Genomic DNA, 19,842 nt, shown 5'->3' on the forward strand with positions numbered 1-19,842 from the left:
TCTAAAAGGTTCAAAGCTATGCCTTCCCTTAATGGTTTCTTGAAATTCAGGAAGGAAGCTTTGTTTACCCCCTCAGCATTAAAAACGTCTGGTATGAATGTGCAGAAGGGTTTTGTTTAAAAGCTTTCAAGATAGCGAGCTGACGTAAATAACGGTATTTGGCCTACTTGAATCTGGCTTCTTGCCACCCCTTGGTATTTTTAAATGTCCCTTTACCGACCTCCTCCCATTTCCCCCCATCAATTGAGGCGAAAGCTGGGCGTCTATACTCATAACCGTAAATAGATTATTTCACAAGTCACCAGCTACAAAGCAAAAACGCTGAAGGTCCCCCCCCCTGTTTCCCTTTCTGACTCGACAACTGGCCAGATATCGGATAGGTTGTGCTGCTCGAACTTACGCAAGTTCTCTTCATCAGCGGATCTAAAGGCCCATACAGCCCCCACAGGTCTATCTGATCTGTCAGCTCTCATTCTACCCGTTCACCAATCCCCCCAGATACGTCATGAAACTACTCATGCTTCTCCCTCTCATCATCTTCCTGACACAATGTGCAGGTAGTGGCGTCCGAATGAGTAGATCCGCGCAAGAGCAAAGTCTTGCAGCGGGCCTCCTCACCCAAAACATCCGGACCAACATTTCACAAAAAGAGCTATCAAGCTCTCCCAATTGTTCCTCTCCGGTCGTCCAGAGGGTCTCCCTGCAATCTTCGGCTCGCGGCCCCTCTGGCAATCTAATGACCGCACGTGAGCACTGGTACGTTGACAGCTGCGGTAGAAGCGTAATCTACCAAGTCGATTATTACGGCCCCATCAGCGAGCATACAGCCATCGACGTTAAACCGCTGCGATGACTCATCTCTATCGTCCACCCTTGCCATCCACCATTCCCCCGATCAATCAAGCCGCCAGCCTGCAATACGCTGATGAGCTTTCTTGACAAAGCGGCACCTCATCGTGCGTAATAGGAAGCAATCATGGATCCCACCCTTCCGACTTGGACTTTTTTACCTGGACTACACGGGACAGGAGACCTCTATTCCTCTGTCCGGGCCCATTTACCTGAGGGAATCAACGCGGAGTTCATCAACCTGCCAAGATCTGGCAAACAAACGTATCCGGCCCTCGCCTCATGGTTGGATGGCTCGCTGGCCAAAGGTCAAGCCCGGCTATGGATTGCCGAATCATTCTCGGGGCCCCTAGCCCTGCGCATGGCAGCCTTACGCCCGGAAGAATCCAGCGGAGTCGTCCTCGCCGCATCCTTTTGTGATACCCCGCTCAACCCAGGATATGCCATGCTGCCCTTGCGTCCACTTTTCATGGTAAGCCCACCGCGTCACGCCCTTAAGCACTACCTCATTGGAGATGACGCCAGTGCCGCTGAACTAGCAGAACTACGATCCGTCATCCGTCAAATCCCATCCGGGACCCTGGCCAAACGAGTGCGCTCCGTCCTCTCATTGGACGAATCAGACAACCCCGACCTCTCGGACACCCCGATGCTCATCTTGCAGGCCCAAAGCGATAATCTGGTTCCGTGGGAAGCCCAAAGTCGTCTGCTCACATCCTACCCCAAGGCATCGGTGCACTGGATCGAGTCCCCTCATTTGGTTTTTCAAAGGGAACCGCGCCAATGCGTCAAACATATCCTCCAGTTCCTCCAGGAAACCTGAAGCCTAGCTTGAGAACATTACAAGCCAAACGCAGCAATTACTGGTGCATCCTGACAAAAGGAGGCACGGCACAGCCAATCGAATCAGCTACGACTCTAATGAGTTCGGCTTCCCCGGCTTCCACGACATCGTCGTGCATGACAATGCGACCACAGACCTGTAAAAGCTGTTGTTTAACCAATGGCGTCGCAAGATTGAATCGGTCCAGTGATTGATCAATCCGCTGCAATCCGCAATCCTGGGGTGGCAACATTTGTAAGGACCATGCACTATCTGCCAATGCGGTCTGATAGGCATCCGCCATCTGATTTTCACCTCCCATGGCCGCTAGTGTTGTCCATAAAACATTCGCATCCTCGAGTAAATCCTCCATCTTCCGATAGCGAATTCCAGGAAAGGCCTGACGTTTGAAATGAACATCCAAATGCCGCTGCAAGACTTTCTGAATCATCATTTCAAACAATTCAACCTGGCCATCACTCGAGATCAACCATTGGGTCATCTGAATGAATCGATCATATTCAGGGGGAGAGAGGCGACGTAACGAAGGGATGGCCAAATCGATCAATGCAATTTTCATCTGAGAAGACTCAGCATGAGTTTCCACCCGCCAACGCTTCGAGTTCTCTACGGCAGCGTCTCCTAATTGCTGGCGAATCGATTCGGTTTGTCGCTTCCGCATATCAGGCTCATCGGACAAGAGCATACCAAACATCAACGCCTGTGCCTGAGAGCGATCATGACAGGCATCCAACCATTCCGGTTTTATCGACTGGAGCATCGATTGTCCAAGTTTGACATCCACCCTGGAATCTCCACCCATTTCACGGATCTGCCCCCCGTCAACACTCGGCGACGATGAAAGAAACACGGTCCCCTGGCTCAATCCACTGCTGGCGGCTGCCAATGGCCGACCAGAAGAAACTCCGTCCATATCGGGAATATCGGTTTCCAAAAATTCACCATCCCAACTTTTTTGTATGGCTCGGATACGGACATCCAAGGGTGGATGAGTCGCCAAGCCATAGCTGAACATACCACCATCCGCAAAAAAGAGGTGGCTGGCTTCTGCCGCTTTCGGAGACTCCATTTTTGAACCGTATTGCATCCCTCCGATTTTTTTCAAGGCATTGGCAATGCCGTCAGGGTTCCGGGTGAATTGCACCGCCGAGGCGTCTGCAAGGTATTCACGCTGGCGGGAAATGGCGGCCTGAATCATCCGTCCAAAAAAGACGCCCACACTGCCCACGATCATCAAACCAATCCCAGCCAGAAAAATAGCAATCGCAATTCCTGCCGCTCCTCCATTGCGATCATTTCTGGAACTCCGCATCGGCATGAAACGCATCGCGTGAAACAGCATCCGACCAATCATGGAAATCATGAGAATACCAAAAAGCAAGCCCATCAGGCGCATATTCAAACGCATATCTCCATTGAGAATATGACTGAATTCATGGGCCACCACCCCCTGAAGCTCATCGCGCGACAGCCTCTGAATACAACCACGGGTCACAGCGACCACGGCATTTCCAGGCTCAGAACCGGCAGCAAAAGCATTGATTCCAAGCTCGTCATCCATAATCCAAATCTCAGGAACCGGGACACCCGAAGCAATCGCCATTTCTTCAACCACATTCACATAGCGCTTTTCTTCCGGGTCCGTCGTGTGAGGGTCCACTTGACGAGCCCCCATGTCTCTGGCTACCACAGCACCACCACCACTAAGCTGCATCGTCTTGAACAAACTGCCGATCCCCATCATGCCTCCGGCACCTACCGCAGTCATAAGAAGCACTTCGGGCATCCACAAGCCGTCACTCATGCCAAGGTAGGCCATCACCCCGGCAACAATGGCATAGACGGATAGAATGATGCCTACAACCGCCAGGATGTAATACACCACCAGCCACCTCGTCCTACGCCGGGCATCGTCTTGAGCTTCAAAGAAGTTCATAATTCTAACAACGAAACAATCGAATTGTTTGACTTAACTTCTCTTTGCAATGATTGATTAAAATTCAACTTTAATCGCTTCACGTTCGCTCTCATTGGCGACTTCAAAGAGAGAGGCTTCACCAAAGTTGAACATCCCGGCAATTATATTGGTCGGAAACACTTCCCGTTCCGTATTGTATGTTGTAACCGCGTCGTTGTATGCTTGTCTGGAAAAGGCCACTTTATTTTCCGTGGATGTTAGTTCTTCGCTAACTTGCATCATATTGGCATTACTCTTCAAATCAGGGTAAGCCTCAGAAAGGGCAAAAAGGCGACCCAGAGCACTACCGAGTCCGCCTTCTGCAGACATCAAGGCACTCATGGATGCCGCATCTTCGGTATTCGCACCTTGCCGGGCATCACTGGCCATGTTTCTCGCCTGAATCACCGCTTCGAGGGTTTCGCGTTCATGTTTCATAAACCCCTTGGCCGTTTCAACCAAATTGGGGATCAAATCGTAGCGACGCTTGAGCTGCACGTCGATCTGGGCAAAGGCGTTGCGGTATCGGTTCCTCAATTTAACCAAACCGTTGTATTTTGCCATCACCCACAAGGCCAACACAATGGCAACAAGCAGTAAAACACCGAGAAAAATCATAAATTCAAACATCTCTTCTATTTTTTGTAGTTAATACGCCAAAAATCATGCGCGACCACAAACTAATGGAAATACGGCAATTTACCATTACAAAAAGAACGCAGCCTTCTACTCAAGGTGTCATAACGGCTCGCACAAAAATCATCTTGTCGAAAATCTCCAGCTTTGCTTGGATTCATTCAATGCGTATCACCTCCTGCCCATGGCTTTGCGGCTTTCTTCTATTCAATCTCCCCTGCTCCGTTTCTGCGGGAGAAGTTGAAGAAGTGGGGCTGGCTTCCCCAGCTCAGGAGAACAAAAGAAATGTGACCTTTTTTCATCCTGATGATGGTTGCTTTGATCTCAGCGAAATGATCAAACATCCACTCGGGGCTATTCCCATGGTGATTCCGATCACCGAACCTGCTGTCGGTTATGGAGCGGTGGGTAGCCTTATCTTTATTTCCGAAAATGGCGAAGATGTGGAAGGAAAGAAGATCAGGCCCAACATTCTAGCCATTGGCGCACTCGCCACGGAAAATGGATCCGATGGCTATTTTGCTGGTCACTCCGGAACTTGGCTCGATGGCAAGCTCCAAACGCTGATCGCGCTCGGCGATGTCTCCGCCAACCTCGATTTCTATGGTATCGGATCCAACTCGAGGTTCGGCCCCTTTCAATACAATATCGAAAGCCAGTTTATTAAAACCGAGGCTCGTTACCGTCTCGGCAACACCCGCTCAATGCTGGGAATCGCTTACACCTATGGTGATATGTCCACCCGCTTCAAGGCAAGCAACCTTCCCCCTGGATTTCCGGAAAAACAATTCGATTCCGAATTGGGCGGCATTGGATTGCTCTACAATTTCGACAGCCGCGATAATATTTTCACACCTAATCATGGGCTCATGGCAGAGGCCTCCATCACCTTTCATGATCCGGCATTTGGTGCCAGCGCTACCTACCAGAGAGCAAACCTCACCAGTCTCTATTTCAAGCCGCTGAACGAGAATTTGGTATTGGGGCTAAAATCCGTCGTGGACATGAGTTTTGGTGACGTCCCATTTTACCAACGTCCCTTCATCCAACTCCGAGGGGTTCCCGCCATGCGCTATCAAGGAGAGCATGTAGCCTTTGCAGAAGCGGAACTCCGCTGGAAAATCCGCAATCGGCTGAGTCTGGTTGGTTTTGCCGGAGCTGGTGTCAGCATCAGCGACTTTGGTCCCTTCGACGATACCGAATCTATTTGGTCGGGAGGCACCGGCATCCGCTATGAAATCGCACGCGATCAGCAACTTCACATGGGTCTCGACATCGGTTTCAGTGAAGAAGACACCGCCATCTATGTCGTTTTCGGAAGTGCCTGGATGCGCCCGTGATCCATAACGCTCTCCTCCACTTCACTTGATTCGGGAGCTTGCTCCAATCCCCCCCGTTGGTAGACCAAGACATGAGGGGCTACACTCGAGATCACAGCACCATCACGACGCATCGCCAGTGAAAGCCCCTGTTGACCAAACAATTCAACCTCCAAGGGGTAAGCTTTTGGACAACGCATCAAGTATCCCACAAATAGCTTATTGAACTGAGATACGTAATCCAACGGGACACAATCATCATTCGGCATTCCATGTTCCATCTTGGCGACATAAACTGGGCGGTCAGACTTCAAATAAAAATGTTTCACCCGTAAGGGTTCCACACTTGGATCTTCCCCAAAAGCAACCCGCCTGGTAATTTGTTTCAATGATAAATGCTTTTTGCGCAACTTAGCATTCCAAAGAGACTCAGATAAATCACGACGATAATAAACAAGGTTAAAATCATAACGGTCACTCAACAGGGCCCGGCTTCGAACAGACATCGTGATCTGAAAGGCATCTGCTTGATTTAAATCAACGGCTTCCTCAGTCCCTGAACCAAACACACCTCTGCGCGATCCATAATGAATCAAATTAATCGAGGCGCAGGCGATGGCATAGACGTCGGAGAGAGGAAAGTCAAAAAAGAACCGGGCATGGGGGGCATACGGCTTCATGTAGTGTGAGGGTTAGGGAGTGAAGAGTTAGGGGACGAATTGTTCTGTCAGCGAATGAAATAAAACGATTACTCACTCAACCGGCTTTTTGCCTTTGGGCAATACGGTCTGAGTAAACAAGAACGTGGGGAGAGTGTTTTGAGGAGGCTTGCAGTTTGGAAACTTCACGCCGGTCCGCCAGGTTCAAACCTTGGGCATCAAACAAACTGGTCACCAAGGGAAAACCCATTTTAGATCGCATCAAATACCCCTCAAACTGCTCACCAAATGATTGAATGTAATCTTCCGGAACACAATGGTCCGTTGGAACATCATTACCATACTTTGCCACATGCACAGGTCGATTCGACTTAATATAAAAATGCCTCAGGCGGTTCGGCTTGATGGTCGCCTTATCACTAAATTGAACCCTACGGGTAAGACGCCTCAGCGTGGGACAACCTTTGCGAAACTTCGAACTCCATAATCGATTGGCAATTTCCTTGCGGTAATAAACCAGATCGTAGTCATAGATCTCGGACAAAGGATCTACGGTGCGATGTTTGAGTGCTATTTGTAAAGCGTCGACATGCTCAAGGTCAATGGCTTCTTTAGTATCCATACCAAATGCCCCTTCCGCTGAGCCATGGTAAATCAGGCGCATTGCGGCACAGGCAATGCCATAGACATCAGACAAAGGAAGATCGAAAAAATAAACCTGTTGCAGGTTCACAGACGTTTTGTTTTTCATGGGAGGGGGTAAAATCAGGGGAGAAATCACAGGGGATAACAATCACACGGGGAAGTGTCATTGCATGGGGTGAGAGATCGTAAAACCAATCACCCGTACAGGATAACCATCTGAGACAGAAGGTCAAGCCGAGATTAAACACCTGTTCGAACGGACCTACCCGATAGCCAGGAATTTATGAACCACGCTTCTTTGAGCTGATGGATTTGAGATCCTCAAGCATCATATAAACCGAAGGCACCAGCAACAAGGTGATCGTGGTCGCAAACAGGATACCAAACCCCAAGGATACAGCCATCGGGATTAGAAAACGAGCCTGCATGTCCGTCTCAAGCAACATCGGCATCAGACCAGCGAAGGTAGTTAACGAGGTCAACAAAATCGGGCGGAATCTTGCCGCACCGGCACGGCGAACTGCGACAATCAAGCTCTTTTCATCTTCGCGGTGCCGGTTGACATATTCGACCAGCACCAGACTATCGTTCACCACCACCCCAGCCAAGGCAATGATTCCCAGCATCGACATAATACTGAGATCCATGCCCATGAAAATGTGTCCAGCCACGGCACCGACCATACCAAAGGGAATCACCGACATAACAATCACGGGCTGAATATAGGATTTTAAGGGAATCGCCATCAAAACATAGATCCCCAACAGAGCAAAAATAAACTTGGTCCCCATTTCAGAGAGGCTGTCACTCTGGTCTTTCTGCTCCCCGAGGTAGTCCCATTTCACACCAGGAAAGCGTGTTGCCAAATCATCCAGCACCTCCTCATTAAAGCGGCCCACAACCTCGTTGGCATTCGCCACGGTTCGATCCACATCTGCACTTATTTTAATCGCCCGCTTCCGGTCGACCCGGTGAATCGTGGCGGGGCCACGTTCGGGACGGGCCGAAGCAACCTCGGCAAGAGGCACTTCATCCAGAGCAAGCGTTCGCAGGCGCACATCTTCCAAATTCTCCAAGGACCTCCTCTCACTCTTGGGGTAGCGAACCATGACCTTCAACTCATCACGACCACGTTGAATCCGCTGAACCTCCTCGCCGTAGAACGAATGCCGAATCTGCACCGCGACCGATTGCAAACTGAAGCCCATCGCCTTACCTGCCGGGGTCAATTCATCGTAAACCAGCTCACGTTTCCCCCTCCGACTATCGGTGGAAATATCCTTTACCCCCGTATACTCAGCGAGCTCGGTCGTGATATATCGGGCAGCCTCTTCCAAGGTTTCCGAATTACGACCCGATATTTCAATATCGATTGCATTCCCCCCTGCCGAGGTCTCCTGCTTGAAACTCAACTCCACGAGGCCTGGAATTTTACCGATCTCCTCGCGCCATTCATTGATAAATCCATCAGCTGATAAATCTCTATCCGCTGCGGGACTCAACTCAACCGTGACTTCCCCAAGATGGCTACCCAAGGGCGTAGCCACTCCACCAAATCCCGTCTGAAACGGCTGACTTCCAGCGTTGGCTAAAATATGAACCGCAATCGGGTTTCCAAAGTGATCCTTATGCCGCTGCCCTACCTTCTCGGCGGCCTTGGCAATCTTTTGAATTTCCTCTTCGGTCAACTCAAAGGGAACCCCCACCGGCAACTCAAACTTTGCCGTCACCACATCTCCCTCCACCTTCGGCATAAACTCAAACGGAACCCACTTCCCGACAACCAATCCGGAAACAAGAAGCAACAAGGCGATAAAAACCGACCAAACCGCATACCGATGCTCGAGACAACGATGCAGCGCAGGTTGATAGACTTTTTCCACAAACTGCTCCAGCCCTTTCGCCACCCGGCGCTGAACCCGGAACAAAATATTCACCTCCTTGCTATGATCATGAGGCCGCAACAAGGCCAAATGTGCCGGCAGCACAAGTTTCGATTGGACCAATGAAAAAAGCAAAGTCGGGATCACCACCAGCGGTATGTTCGGCCAGATTTTACCACTCACACCACTAATACCCAGCATCGGAGTGAAGGCCGCCACCGTGGTCAGCACTCCAAAAATCACCACAGTCCCCACTTCATGGGTTCCGCGCCAACTGGCCTCCCGGGGGTGCTCCCCTGCTTGGATCCGACTATACACATTTTCCCCGACCACAATCGCATCATCCACAACGATACCAAGCACCAGGATAAAGGCGAACAGGGTGATCATATTCACCGAAACATCCAGCTCCGGCATCATCCAAAGCCCTCCAGCAAACGACACCGGAATGCCCAAAGCCACCAAAAAAGCCAGACTCGGCCGGAGAAAGAGAGCCAGCACGACAAAAACCAAAATCAAGCCCGTGGTTCCATTCCGGATCAGGAGGCTCAAGCGCCCTTCCAAAATCTTACTCGCATCGTTCCATAGCTCAAGATGAACCCCCTCAGGCAGTTGGGAGGGTGCCACATGTTCGACATAGTCACGAACCGCATCAGCCATCATCAACGTATCTTGCTCGCCGGTTCGAAACACATTAATCAAAACCGCCCGGCGGCCGTCAAAACGAGAGCTCAGATCCACATCCTCGAAGCCGTCGACAATGGTAGCAATCTCACGTAGCAAGAGCTGGGACCCGTCAGGCCGGGTGGTCACCACCACATCCTCAAACTCTTTGGATGTGTACCGTTTACCCTTTGCCCGGATCACCACCTCTCCGGCCTTTGTGCGGATCGAGCCACTAGGTAGATCGAGGGAGGTTTGCCTAACAGCTTCCGCCACCTGGGCCAAGGTCAGGTTATGGCTTCGCAAGGTTTTTTCTGAAACCTCGATGGAAATTTCATAGGGGCGGACGGCAGCCAAGGTAACCTTGGTAATCCTGGGAACCCCACGGATCATCCGCAGTAATTTTTCCTTCGAACCTCCGACTCCGGCCGGAGGGTCCGCCGGTTGATAATCGAGCAACCCGTCGCGCACGGTTTCCCCAATCTCCCGCAACGTTTTTTCATCAACATCTGCAGAAACCGCGATGCTCATCACCTGCATATCCAAACGGGCCTCCTCCAACACCGGCTTTTCTGCATTCACCGGAAAGTTCGAGATTGCATCCACCTTGGTTTTTAAATCATCCATCACATCCCGGACATCATACCCGGTTTCAACCTCCACAGTGACCGCACCAATCGACTGCATCGCCGAGGCAGTCACACGTTTGATGCCGTCCACATCAGCGATGGCATCTTCGATAGGTAACAAGATTCCGTCTTCCACTTCCTCGGGAGTGGCATTGGGAAAGGGAACCTGGATCATGACCGCATCCAGGGAAATATTAGGGAAGACCTCTTTCCTGATTTTGAACCACGTCGCGAATCCCGCAAGGATCAGCAAGGCCATCAGGAAGTTGGCAGTCACATGGTTTTTACTAAACCAATGGATGGCTTGTCTCATATTTGTATTCTATCGCTGATTTATATTCGATCGCCCAAACTTCGTGATATTGGAAGCTACTCGCCTGCATCATGGTGACACCCTCTGAAGCTTCATACCCACCACGGGTGTTTCAATAGGACTGACAATCACCAGATCCCCTTCCTCAATCCCCGCTTTAACAAGTACCGTGGTTTTCATCGTCCGGGACACATCCACGTTCACGACCTTCAACCTCTCCTCCTTGTCTAAAAGGAGAAGGGTGTGATCCTGAGTCAGTGCAGATCGTGGCAACTCCGCAACCCCGGGCATGACTCGCCCCTTGATTCGAGCCTGCACAAACAACCCCGAAGGAGGCAGCTCAAAAGGAGCCTCGCCCGGACTGGGGAGAACCGCAACCACTTGGTTCATCGTCATGGTATTTCGATCCACTTGACCTTCACTTCGAACAATGCGGCCACTCCATGAGCGAAGTTGTCCGCCGATTTTGGCCTGCAATTCCACCTCGGCCCCTACCACCCCAGCATCCCCCTGATCAAGGAACCCGAATTCCTCCAATGTGACCGGCACCCTGACCTCAAAAGCATCCGTTGAATAAACATCCGCGAGCCTGGCCCCTGGCGCCACATAGGAACCAAGGTCAGTGTAGGTCATTTCCACCAGACAGTCATAAGGTGCTCGCAATTTTGTCCGTTCCACATCCCGCCCGGCCTTATCCACGCCCGCTTCCGCAGCGGCGACCCTTGCCTTGGCACTCACAATCTGAGGTTTTCCCAAGACCAAATCAGAGGCCTCCCCCCGCCCCAGTTTGGCCCAATCCCTCCTCGCCTGCGCCGCCCTTGCCTCTTCTCTCTCCAGACTTAATTTGGCATCGGCCAATGCCGACTCTGCACTCGCCAGCGCTGCAACATAGTCGGAACCATCCATCTCCAACATCACTTCTCCCTTTTTAAACGTCCCTCCAGCTTTGAAGCTGGAAGCCACCTGCACCACCCTACCCATCACTTCAGCGGCTGCCTGTGTGCGGACCCGCGGAACCACCCGCCCCTGCGTTGATACATACAATTGCTGATTTCTAAATGAAACCTGCACGACCCGCACCGTTGGAACCACACCTGCAACTTCCTCTTTACTCGCCACCGGACCGTGCGTCTGGAGCCACAGCATACCCAGCCAACCTCCCACTAAAATCCCGACAACCGAAAGCAGTTTGATGACTGCCATTTGCCGCCCCTTTGGTTTTCCTTCTTTCTTTTCAACATTCATGTTTTCAAAAGTTCGTTTTAGGACAATGCATACCCGCTCACCTGAGAGAAAAACCACCACCGAGGGCAAGGTGTAAATCCACCCGGTTCGTGAGCCGAAGTCGGCGTAAGGAGGCATAAGTTGAATCCAACTGAATCCTTCTGGACTGTGCAACAAACAAGGTCAAAACATCTCCATTACCATCCCGGTAATCGTCCTCGGCCGCCGATGACGCTTCTTTCGCCAACTTCAATGCTTCGTAAATCTCCTGCTCGCGCCGCATCAACCATCGTTCCGCCGCAAGTGCTTGCTCCACTTCACCAAAGGCACGCAGCACCGTCTGATGTAAATTCGACAACGCCTCCCGTTGATTGGATTTTCGCAATCTGATTTCAGAACGAACCTGTCCACCTGTTAGCAACCACTGGGTGGCCGAAGCCCCCAGGGACCAGACTCCGTAGTTGCTGTTAACAATATTACTCAAAGCGTCCGTACTACTCCCAACCGATCCGGTTAACTTGAAACTGGGAAATGCCGCGAGCTGAGCCTCTTTCACCCGCTTAATGGAGGAAGCATATCGCCGTTCTGCGGCAAGGATATCCGGTCTGCGAAGCAAGAGCTCGGACGGCAATCCCGCAGGTGGTGAAGATGGAGCAGAAGGCAATTTCGCTCGTCCTTCAAGTCGAGCCGAAGGATACCTCCCCGCCAACAACTCCAACTGCCTGCGAGCAGACTCCAAGGTTCCCATACGTGATGACAGATCGGCCTTGGCTGTAGCTACATCGGTTTGAGCCAAGCGAAGTTGAGACGCCGATCCGCCTTCAGCCTGCATGCTCATCTCAAAGCGCTCACGAACGGCAAGCTCCGTTTTTTTACGAATTTCCAATGCCTCATTCGCCAAAGTAACTTGTTCACGAGCTTCAGCCAATGCAAACCACGCTTTGCATACCTGAGCGGCCAATGATGCCCTCGCTGCCCGGTATTCAGACCCGCCGGCTTGCCACTCGGCCAAAGCTGCCGACTGACCAGTCCGAACGCGTCCCCAAATATCAGGCTCCCACTCCACATTCAAATTCACGCCATAGGTATCCACCACGTCCGAGCCTCCAAAGGGAAACCCAACAAAATTCAACTTCTGGTTATCCGCATTCGCAACGGCCCTGGCCATAGGCCGGGATGCTGCACCGGCAATATTCGCAGCCTCCCCAGCCCGATACACACGCTCTGAGGCAATCCGCATATCCTGGTTGTTTGCCAAAGACTCATTCACCAATTGTGACAAGCGACGGTCTCCAAAACGTTTCACCCACTGCTCATCCACGCCAGCTTTGGCCTGTTTGGTTGCGGACCACTGCCCTGGGGCCATCGAAGATACGTCACCCATCGACGAGTCCGGAGCCTCAACAGAACAAGCGACCAAGCATAACGAAGCCAGCACACCAGATCGGTAAAACCATTTCATCGGGTTTCCCCTTTCTTCGACAGCAGTCCGGCACAACAAAAATCCACAATCCTGGACAAGCTGGTTTCAATGTCCGGGTCACCACTCTCTCCCCGTGTAAATTCTTTGAGCATCCCCCCATACAACAGCGTCTGATCCACGACCCCGGAACAAAAATGCAAGCGCCACCACATCTCATCCCTCGCCACTTCAGGTAAGACATCCGACAGCGCTTGAATATATGCCTCCCCCACCCGCTCAAATCCCTCCCGCATTTCATCGGACATGTCCATGTTCTGATCCATCACACATCGCCCAACCAACTTGAAATACAGCTTCTCCTTCACCCGACTACGCGTCACCATCGACAAAAAGGGACGCATAAACGCCTCCAAAATCTCCCTCACCCCACCCCCTTCGGCCAGAACCGCCTCCAAACGCTCCAGTCGCTCACGGTTCACCGGATTGATGTATCGCCCCTGAATCTCCTCGTAGAGTTTTTCCTTACTGCCAAAGTGATAATTGACAGCGGCCACATTGACCCCCGCCGCATTGGTAATATCTCTCAACGAGACACCCTCAAATCCAGACTCAGCAACCAATCGCTCAGTCGCCTCGACAATCCTGTCCTTTGTCGATCCTCGCCCGCCCTCCAATGTTGCTTCACCAGACATTCAAGCAAACGATTCAAGCAATTGCTTAAATTTGTCAAGTGAAATCCCAAGCACACAATCCTCACCACGCTGCTTGCGTCCGGCGCAAACATGCCAGTGGTTTTCAAACCGACGGAGCAATTAGATCTGATATCCGTTTCTGGCCATGGCAGCGCCACCGCTTGGCATCAGGTCATTGTCGATGATCGTATTGGGACGAATCACGCGCCCAGCTCCAATTTTTCGTCCGGGATAAATACTGGTATTCATCCCGACCTTCGCGCCATCTCCAATGATCGAACCAAAGCGGGTTCTCCCGGTATCCACCAGAGATCCATTCACTTTCGAGCGATGATTGGTGCCATCGTGCCGATCATTGCCAATGATCACCCCGGCTCCAAGATTCACATGCGCTCCGATCACGGAATCACAAACAAAGCTCAAATGTTTGATCTTGGTATGAGCATAAACCACGGAATTTTTAACCTCCACGGCATTCCCGATTTCACAGTGATCGGCAATAGACGTATTGCCACGGATATGCGCATTAGGCCCAATGCGGCAATTCCTGCCAATAATGACATTCCCCTCGATATAAACTCCGGGAAGAATGACCGATCCCTCGCCCAGATGCAAATGGCCGTCAATCTGAGCCAAGGGACTAACATCTCCGTAAATCTCTGAATTATTCACCACCGCCAACACCTCTTCATTCAGTTGTAAAAAATCCCACGGATAACGAATGCGAAAACAAGCAGCCTCAGTCACCAAGCTTCCAGTGCACGCATCTGGCGTATCCCCCCCTTTCCAAGCAACCAAATCACCGCGTTTATCCTTCAGGCACGATGGGATCTCCGAACGGGCTAACAAACATAAAGCCTTCACCGAAATCCAATGGTCCAAAGGCAAATGCACGGTCATCGGTGTCGCCTGATCATTCGGCACCAAATCGAAGCCGGCCTGCAACAAATCAGTGGCAATCAACTCCTTGAGGGGGTGATTCGCCACCAAACAATCCCCCAGCATTCTGGAATGAGTTAGAGGGACACAACTTTTCGTATTAATGGGCTCATGGAGGGTCGCTTGCATTTTTTTACATGGTTAATTACAGTAACAATGTAAACACACGTAAGTTTTGTGAAAAGAACTAATTCAAACTAAGTTCCTTAGAAGGCCCCAACTGACTACACCTCGGTTTTCAGCCACTCTCCTTTGTAATGAAGTCTGACAAAAATAAGAGCCTGACAAAGCACATCGACCATCATCACCATCCAGACACCGAGCAAATCGATATCCAACCAGGTCATCGCAGCCCATAACAGCCCGACCCGGATAGCGCCCATCGACGCAAACGAATACACGGTCACCGTTCGCGTATCCCCCGCTCCACGCATCGACATCTTCATCACCATCATTGTGGCATTCAGCGCTTGAAACATTCCGACAAAGCGAACCACCGGAGCCGCGATTAAATGCTGGGAACTACCGGGGTTACCGAACAAGGACAAAAATTCCGTATTAAAAACAGAAATCAAAATACCAGCTCCTCCCATGGTCACCACGGCAACCAACCAACAAAAGCGAACCGCCTTTTTGGCCATCATCGGATCACCCGCTCCCAAATACTGCCCGGTGAGCGTGCTCGCAGCCATGCCAATCGCAAAGCCCGGCATAAAACTCATCGACTCCAAACGCACCACCATGGCATGAGCACCCATGGTTCCTGCCGCCATCTTTCCTATGAAATAAATACCCACCGCGTGAACCGACCACATCCCGATGATCTCGATCATCGACGGCCAGCTGACGCGCCAAACCCGGCGCAACATCGGCATGTCGTAGCGTAAGTTCCGCATATGAAGCACCAAGGGTTCACCATCATCGAGAGCTTGTCCCTCCGGAGACCAGCGCCGCTTGGGCCGTAAAAACCAAAGAATGAATGCGGCCCCTGCAGCCCAGCCCACTACCGTACCTGCCGCCAGGCCTTTGACGCCCCAGCCCAGACCATAGACCAACCAGAGGCTCAAACCAACATTCACCACGTTCACGATCAGCATCGCCAAAAACGGCTTCATCGTATCGCCGTAGCCACGCAAACAGGAACTAGCAACAAACAGCACCCCGCTGAACGGAGCCAACAAAGCCGCCACACGCATATAGTCCGTCACATGCCGGGTGGCCAAGGCACTCAAACCAAAAAAGTCCGCCATATATGGCAACACCAACCAAATCATCACACCACTGAACAGCCCGGAACCAATCCCAAGAATCAACGACTGTCCCAAGGCCAGATTGGCGGATTTCATATCTTTGGCTCCGGTCGACCTGGAAACCAAGGCCATCGCTCCGGTCGCCATCGCCCCCTGTAAGATCATCAGCAGCCACATCAGATACATCGCAGCCCCCATCATATCCATAATGGCTTCAGCGGATTCACCCTCTGCCATTCTCCCCGCAATCATCATATCGGCGAAACCGACCCCAACCCCCATCATGTTCTGCAAAAACGGCCACAAGGCCAAGGCCAGCACCTGACGAGGCAAAGACAAGCCTGCCAACTTTCCACCCAGAGCCATCGGTTCCGCATCCGAAGAAGCAGAATCGCTCACTTGAGTTACCTGTCTATCATCCAAATCCATGACTCGAAATATCCTCCAATCCTATCAAGCGCATCTCAACTATAGCGCTCGCCACGCGCCGAACTATCGTCATTTTTCATCAGATTGAAATGCCAAAATCTGCTGATTTTTTCTTCAAACTCTAGCGAGAACAAGACAATATGCTTTTGTCATGGCAAACGATCCCTACCAACCGCCAAGCACGCCCCCGCTTGCATCAGCCACCCAACCACAAGAAGTACCCTTGCTGGTTATTCAACATCTTCATGGAACCCGACCATGGGTCCGCTTCTGCAGTCTTGCGGGGTATGTCGCAGCGGTTTTTCTTCTTCTGATTGGAGCATTGACCATCCATCGGATGCTGAATATCTCCCCACTTTCGCACCTCATTTTACTCGCCGGCTTTTTTATCATCTTGGCCCTACTTTTTGCCATCCCTTGCTACTATCTCTCTCGCTACGAAAAATCCATCACCCACCTCCATGTCAGCCACCAACTCGAGGATCTGGAGCAAGCGCTTGCAGATCAGCGGGCGTTTTGGAGGCAAATGGCCATCATGATCCTGATCATTCTGATCATCTACCTCATTACCATCGCCCTCTCAGCGATCCTTCTGCTTGCGAGACAAAGCTAACTAAGAAGTCTTATCGGCTTCAACGAGGTCTTCCTGGTCCTCCGCTTCATCGTCTTCATCGTCGACGTATTCCAAGACCTCACCTTTGAAATGCTCCATCACTCGGGAGAAAAGTTTTTCAGCGGGAGCTCCGTCCTCCTCTTTGAATTGGCCATAAACCATCCCATCGATTTTCGCTTTCTTCTCCTCTCCTTGATCCGAGTAATACACCAGAGCGATCCCCTTGGTATCCCACTTCCGCTTATCGATCCGCACCATGTCACTATAGAGGATTTTACGCCCGTCTTGAGTATAAAGGGCATCATGATCAGCCTTAATCGTCCGACGCATCGTCCGGAATAGAATGAACAAGGTGCCGAGAATTAAAGCAAAGGCCACAGCCGCCGCGACAAACTGCTCGGTGATTTTATTGGCCTGCATCGGCTCTTCGGCGGCCTCCGCGTCCCACCCTCGTGCCGCTGTGTAATCTTCCCACAGCTTATTGGCGCCATTCTGTCCCCCCTTGTCCTTCATCAACGAATATCCATCAACCAAGGCGTCGGGCCAGGGCATCGCGAGGTCGACGTCTTTAGGTAAAATCTCCGCTCCATTTTCAGGAAAAAAGCAAGTTTGAGATGCGGCGTAGGTCTTCCAGGAATCCTCAGTCAGCAGCCCGTCCGATTGCTTCGCTTGGAATGCTTTGCCTGCCTCAACAAAGGTATGATGCATAAAGAAATGCAAATTTTTGTCTCGATAGCCCCATATCCCATCCTTGAGAAACAACACGGCAAAAACAGAAAACATCACCAACATGGCGAGAACCCGCCACAAAAACCATGTGGTAGGTTTGCAAATCAAGGTATCCTGGGGAAGATTAGAATCACTCATATGTTTGAACAGCCACGACTCTGCATAGAAACAAGCTGGCTAGAAGCAAAAAATCCTATAATATATCTCGCCAACCGGCTCCGAAGAATCAAAAGTCGCCGCGATCCATCCATTCACCCCACTTCCCGATCACTTTTATGAGTGCACAAAACCTTCGCAACCTGACATGCTTATCGTCCGCAGCCGGATGAGCCGCCAAACTTGACCCCGAGACCCTCACGCAGGTTCTGCATGAGCTGCCTCAATACCACGACCCACGCCTGCTCGTTGGATCGGCCACCGCGGACGATGCCGGAGTCTTCAAACTGACGGATGACATCGCATTGGTTCAAACCACCGATTTCTTTACCCCCATTGTAGATGACCCGGAGCTCTATGGTCGCATCGCGGCTGCCAACGCCCTCTCCGATGTCTACGCCATGGGAGGTCGACCAGTCACCGCCTTGGCCATCGCCGGTATGCCCTCTGATTTAGTCGACAATGACACGATCCAAAGTATTTTCCGTGGGGGTGCCCAGATGTGCGTCGAAGCGGAATGCAGCCTGGCTGGAGGCCACACCATTCGCAACCCCGAACCCATTTACGGCTTGGCCGTCACAGGCATCGTCCACCCTGAACGCCATCTGGCCAATGCCCATGCCAAACCTGGCGAACACCTCGTCCTGACCAAACCCCTCGGCAGCGGCATTATCTCCACTGCCATCAAACGTGGTCTCTGCCCACCCGAGCTGGCCAACCGCGCCAGCACACTCATGGCAACCCTCAACAAACCCGGAGCCGAGCTCGCCGAACGAGACCTCATCCACTGCTGCACCGACATCACCGGCTTCGGCCTGGCGGGTCACCTCATCGAAATCTGCCGAAGCAGTGGTGTTTCAGCTGAACTCGACGTCTCAGCCCTCCCGTTCATTGACCCGGTAGTCGCCGACTTCATCGAACAAGGCTGCGTTCCGGGAGGGTCGCTCAAAAACTTAAAGCACGCCGAAACCGCAACCCACTTCTCCGATCGGGTAAGCCATAGCCAGAAAATCCTCTATGCGGATGCCCAAACTTCCGGAGGGCTTCTGCTCAGTGTTCCCGACCACAACCTCAATGGTGTCATGGAACTACTCGAAGAAAGCAAGGCTCCATGCGCCGTAATCATCGGCAAAACCGTTCCCCAAAAAGAGTTTGCCGTCTACTGCACGGCGTAAAGAACTGAATCACATGAAAAAACACCTATTCATCGACCTGGCAACCCTGCCCGAAGAAGGAAAAACCTTCTCTGGAGAACTCGACCCCTCGATTTTCACCTTTGATCACGAAGACACCAAGGCCACAGGCCCCTTGTTCTACGATCTCTACGTGCAACAATTTGACAAGGAAGTGCTCGCCAGAGGAGCCGCATCCGTGCCGATCAGCTTCACCTGCGTCCGAACGCTGGAACCCTTCGTCAAAACCATGGAATCCAGCGACTTATGCCTATCACTCGAAGCTGGATCAGGACAAATCGACCTCGCCGAGCTGCTGCGGGAAGAAATGATTTTACTCTTCCCCGACTACCCGCGCTGCGACGAAGCGGACGAACCCAAAGAATGTATTTTAGATTCCCGCTATTTAGCAGTGGACAAACCCCCGGAAGATGATGTAAAGACCCCCCCCGCCTCGGAGGAACCCGATCCATGGGCCGCCCTCGATGCGCTTCAAAATGAAAAAGAAGAAAATGATGGCAGCCTGTAACCGCATCGGCGCATCACTTCACCAGTCAACTGATCACCCGATCACCCGATCAACCAATTAACCAATTAACAACTTAAAACCATGGCCGTTCCTAAGCGTAGAACCTCCAAGATGAAGCAGAAAATGCGTCGCGGCGCCAATCGCTGGCGTACCCCTAAGCTCAAGACCTGTCCTGAGTGCGAAAGCCGCATTCCTTCCCACATCGCCTGCCCTCACTGCGGAACATACCGTGAGCGTCAGGTCCTCGAAGTGGACGACCTCTAATTTCATCTTTTGAAAGCGTCCGAAC

At 51.7% G+C, this 19,842-nt stretch carries 17 protein-coding genes and 1 pseudogene; 7 read left to right on the top strand and 11 right to left on the bottom strand.

What is annotated here, in order from left to right; genetic code table 11:
• Window positions 1-505 precede the first annotated feature (505 nt).
• Window positions 506-853, top strand: a complete 348-nt coding sequence (locus HW115_RS02940; protein WP_178931072.1) for a hypothetical protein — start codon at window positions 506-508, stop codon at window positions 851-853.
• Between the two features lie 123 nt (window positions 854-976).
• Window positions 977-1,672, top strand: a complete 696-nt coding sequence (locus HW115_RS02945) for an alpha/beta fold hydrolase (protein ID WP_178931073.1) — start codon at window positions 977-979, stop codon at window positions 1,670-1,672.
• 37 nt (window positions 1,673-1,709) lie between these two features.
• Here the strand turns inward: HW115_RS02945 and HW115_RS02950 are convergent, their stop codons facing one another.
• Both HW115_RS02950 and HW115_RS02955 read right to left on the bottom strand, forming a co-directional pair.
• Window positions 1,710-3,629: a M48 family metallopeptidase gene (locus HW115_RS02950; RefSeq protein ID WP_178931074.1), complete on the bottom strand. Its 1,920-nt coding sequence runs from the start codon at window positions 3,627-3,629 to the stop codon at window positions 1,710-1,712.
• A gap of 57 nt (window positions 3,630-3,686) precedes the next feature.
• Window positions 3,687-4,280, bottom strand: coding sequence for a LemA family protein (locus HW115_RS02955; protein WP_178931075.1), 594 nt, complete (start codon window positions 4,278-4,280; stop codon window positions 3,687-3,689).
• Window positions 4,281-4,414: 134 nt separating this feature from the next.
• On the opposite strand from HW115_RS02955, the gene HW115_RS02960 reads away from it, so the two are divergent.
• Window positions 4,415-5,626: a BamA/TamA family outer membrane protein gene (locus HW115_RS02960; RefSeq protein ID WP_178931076.1), complete on the top strand. Its 1,212-nt coding sequence runs from the start codon at window positions 4,415-4,417 to the stop codon at window positions 5,624-5,626.
• On the opposite strand, the gene HW115_RS02965 is transcribed toward HW115_RS02960, so the two are convergent.
• From HW115_RS02965 to HW115_RS03000, 8 genes are all read right to left on the bottom strand, one after another.
• On the bottom strand, window positions 5,590-6,201 hold the full coding sequence (locus HW115_RS02965; RefSeq protein WP_178931077.1) for a hypothetical protein: 612 nt from the start codon (window positions 6,199-6,201) through the stop codon (window positions 5,590-5,592). The two genes, HW115_RS02960 and HW115_RS02965, sit on opposite strands and share 37 nt — an antisense overlap.
• A gap of 160 nt (window positions 6,202-6,361) precedes the next feature.
• On the bottom strand, window positions 6,362-7,015 hold the full coding sequence (locus HW115_RS02970; RefSeq protein WP_178931078.1) for a hypothetical protein: 654 nt from the start codon (window positions 7,013-7,015) through the stop codon (window positions 6,362-6,364).
• A gap of 175 nt (window positions 7,016-7,190) precedes the next feature.
• The gene (locus HW115_RS02975) at window positions 7,191-10,397 is read right to left on the bottom strand and encodes an efflux RND transporter permease subunit (protein ID WP_178931079.1); all 3,207 of its coding nucleotides are present in this window, start codon (window positions 10,395-10,397) and stop codon (window positions 7,191-7,193) included.
• Between the two features lie 69 nt (window positions 10,398-10,466).
• A complete protein-coding gene (locus tag HW115_RS02980) occupies window positions 10,467-11,759 on the bottom strand; it encodes an efflux RND transporter periplasmic adaptor subunit (protein ID WP_227021236.1) in 1,293 nt (430 codons plus the stop codon).
• On the bottom strand, window positions 11,680-13,083 hold the full coding sequence (locus tag HW115_RS02985) for an efflux transporter outer membrane subunit (RefSeq protein ID WP_178931081.1): 1,404 nt from the start codon (window positions 13,081-13,083) through the stop codon (window positions 11,680-11,682). The genes HW115_RS02980 and HW115_RS02985 overlap by 80 nt, the downstream gene beginning before the upstream one ends.
• Window positions 13,080-13,736: a TetR/AcrR family transcriptional regulator gene (locus tag HW115_RS02990; protein WP_178931082.1), complete on the bottom strand. Its 657-nt coding sequence runs from the start codon at window positions 13,734-13,736 to the stop codon at window positions 13,080-13,082. The genes HW115_RS02985 and HW115_RS02990 overlap by 4 nt, the downstream gene beginning before the upstream one ends.
• A 120-nt stretch (window positions 13,737-13,856) precedes the next feature.
• Window positions 13,857-14,723: a DapH/DapD/GlmU-related protein gene (locus HW115_RS02995; protein WP_319609254.1), complete on the bottom strand. Its 867-nt coding sequence runs from the start codon at window positions 14,721-14,723 to the stop codon at window positions 13,857-13,859.
• A gap of 176 nt (window positions 14,724-14,899) precedes the next feature.
• A complete protein-coding gene (locus tag HW115_RS03000) occupies window positions 14,900-16,324 on the bottom strand; it encodes an MATE family efflux transporter (RefSeq protein ID WP_178931084.1) in 1,425 nt (474 codons plus the stop codon).
• A gap of 181 nt (window positions 16,325-16,505) precedes the next feature.
• Between HW115_RS03000 and HW115_RS03005 the strand changes: the two genes are divergently transcribed.
• Window positions 16,506-16,967, top strand: a complete 462-nt coding sequence (locus HW115_RS03005; RefSeq protein ID WP_178931085.1) for a hypothetical protein — start codon at window positions 16,506-16,508, stop codon at window positions 16,965-16,967.
• Here the strand turns inward: HW115_RS03005 and HW115_RS03010 are convergent, their stop codons facing one another.
• Window positions 16,968-17,834 carry a hypothetical protein gene (locus tag HW115_RS03010; protein WP_178931086.1) on the bottom strand — a complete coding sequence of 289 codons (867 nt, stop codon included), beginning with the start codon at window positions 17,832-17,834 and terminating at the stop codon, window positions 16,968-16,970. It abuts the gene before it with no gap.
• Window positions 17,835-18,037: 203 nt separating this feature from the next.
• On the opposite strand from HW115_RS03010, the pseudogene selD reads away from it, so the two are divergent.
• From selD to rpmF, 3 genes and pseudogenes are all read left to right on the top strand, one after another.
• Window positions 18,038-19,027 (top strand): annotated as a pseudogene (gene selD, locus HW115_RS03015) (selenide, water dikinase SelD); the annotation flags it as partial.
• 13 nt (window positions 19,028-19,040) lie between these two features.
• A complete protein-coding gene (locus HW115_RS03020; RefSeq protein ID WP_178931087.1) occupies window positions 19,041-19,553 on the top strand; it encodes a YceD family protein in 513 nt (170 codons plus the stop codon).
• 81 nt (window positions 19,554-19,634) lie between these two features.
• Window positions 19,635-19,817 (top strand): 50S ribosomal protein L32, encoded by a 183-nt coding sequence (rpmF, locus tag HW115_RS03025; RefSeq protein ID WP_178931088.1) that lies wholly within the window; start codon window positions 19,635-19,637, stop codon window positions 19,815-19,817.
• Window positions 19,818-19,842: the final 25 nt, after the last annotated feature.

Source organism: Oceaniferula marina, assembly GCF_013391475.1.
Lineage (GTDB): Bacteria > Verrucomicrobiota > Verrucomicrobiia > Verrucomicrobiales > Akkermansiaceae > Oceaniferula > Oceaniferula marina.

Bases quoted from the DNA above. Each gene is read 5' to 3' on its own strand.
- HW115_RS02940 (WP_178931072.1), top strand. From the start codon at position 506: ATGAAACTACTCATGCTTCTCCCTCTCATCATCTTCCTGACACAATGT.
- HW115_RS02945 (WP_178931073.1), top strand. From the start codon at position 977: ATGGATCCCACCCTTCCGACTTGGACTTTTTTACCTGGACTACACGGG.
- HW115_RS02950 (WP_178931074.1), bottom strand. From the start codon at position 3,629: ATGAACTTCTTTGAAGCTCAAGACGATGCCCGGCGTAGGACGAGGTGG.
- HW115_RS02955 (WP_178931075.1), bottom strand. From the start codon at position 4,280: ATGTTTGAATTTATGATTTTTCTCGGTGTTTTACTGCTTGTTGCCATT.
- HW115_RS02970 (WP_178931078.1), bottom strand. From the start codon at position 7,015: ATGAAAAACAAAACGTCTGTGAACCTGCAACAGGTTTATTTTTTCGAT.
- HW115_RS02975 (WP_178931079.1), bottom strand. From the start codon at position 10,397: ATGAGACAAGCCATCCATTGGTTTAGTAAAAACCATGTGACTGCCAAC.
- HW115_RS02980 (WP_227021236.1), bottom strand. From the start codon at position 11,759: ATGCCTCCTTACGCCGACTTCGGCTCACGAACCGGGTGGATTTACACC.
- HW115_RS02985 (WP_178931081.1), bottom strand. From the start codon at position 13,083: ATGAAATGGTTTTACCGATCTGGTGTGCTGGCTTCGTTATGCTTGGTC.
- HW115_RS02990 (WP_178931082.1), bottom strand. From the start codon at position 13,736: ATGTCTGGTGAAGCAACATTGGAGGGCGGGCGAGGATCGACAAAGGAC.
- HW115_RS03005 (WP_178931085.1), top strand. From the start codon at position 16,506: ATGGCAAACGATCCCTACCAACCGCCAAGCACGCCCCCGCTTGCATCA.
- HW115_RS03010 (WP_178931086.1), bottom strand. From the start codon at position 17,834: ATGAGTGATTCTAATCTTCCCCAGGATACCTTGATTTGCAAACCTACC.
- HW115_RS03020 (WP_178931087.1), top strand. From the start codon at position 19,041: ATGAAAAAACACCTATTCATCGACCTGGCAACCCTGCCCGAAGAAGGA.
- rpmF (WP_178931088.1), top strand. From the start codon at position 19,635: ATGGCCGTTCCTAAGCGTAGAACCTCCAAGATGAAGCAGAAAATGCGT.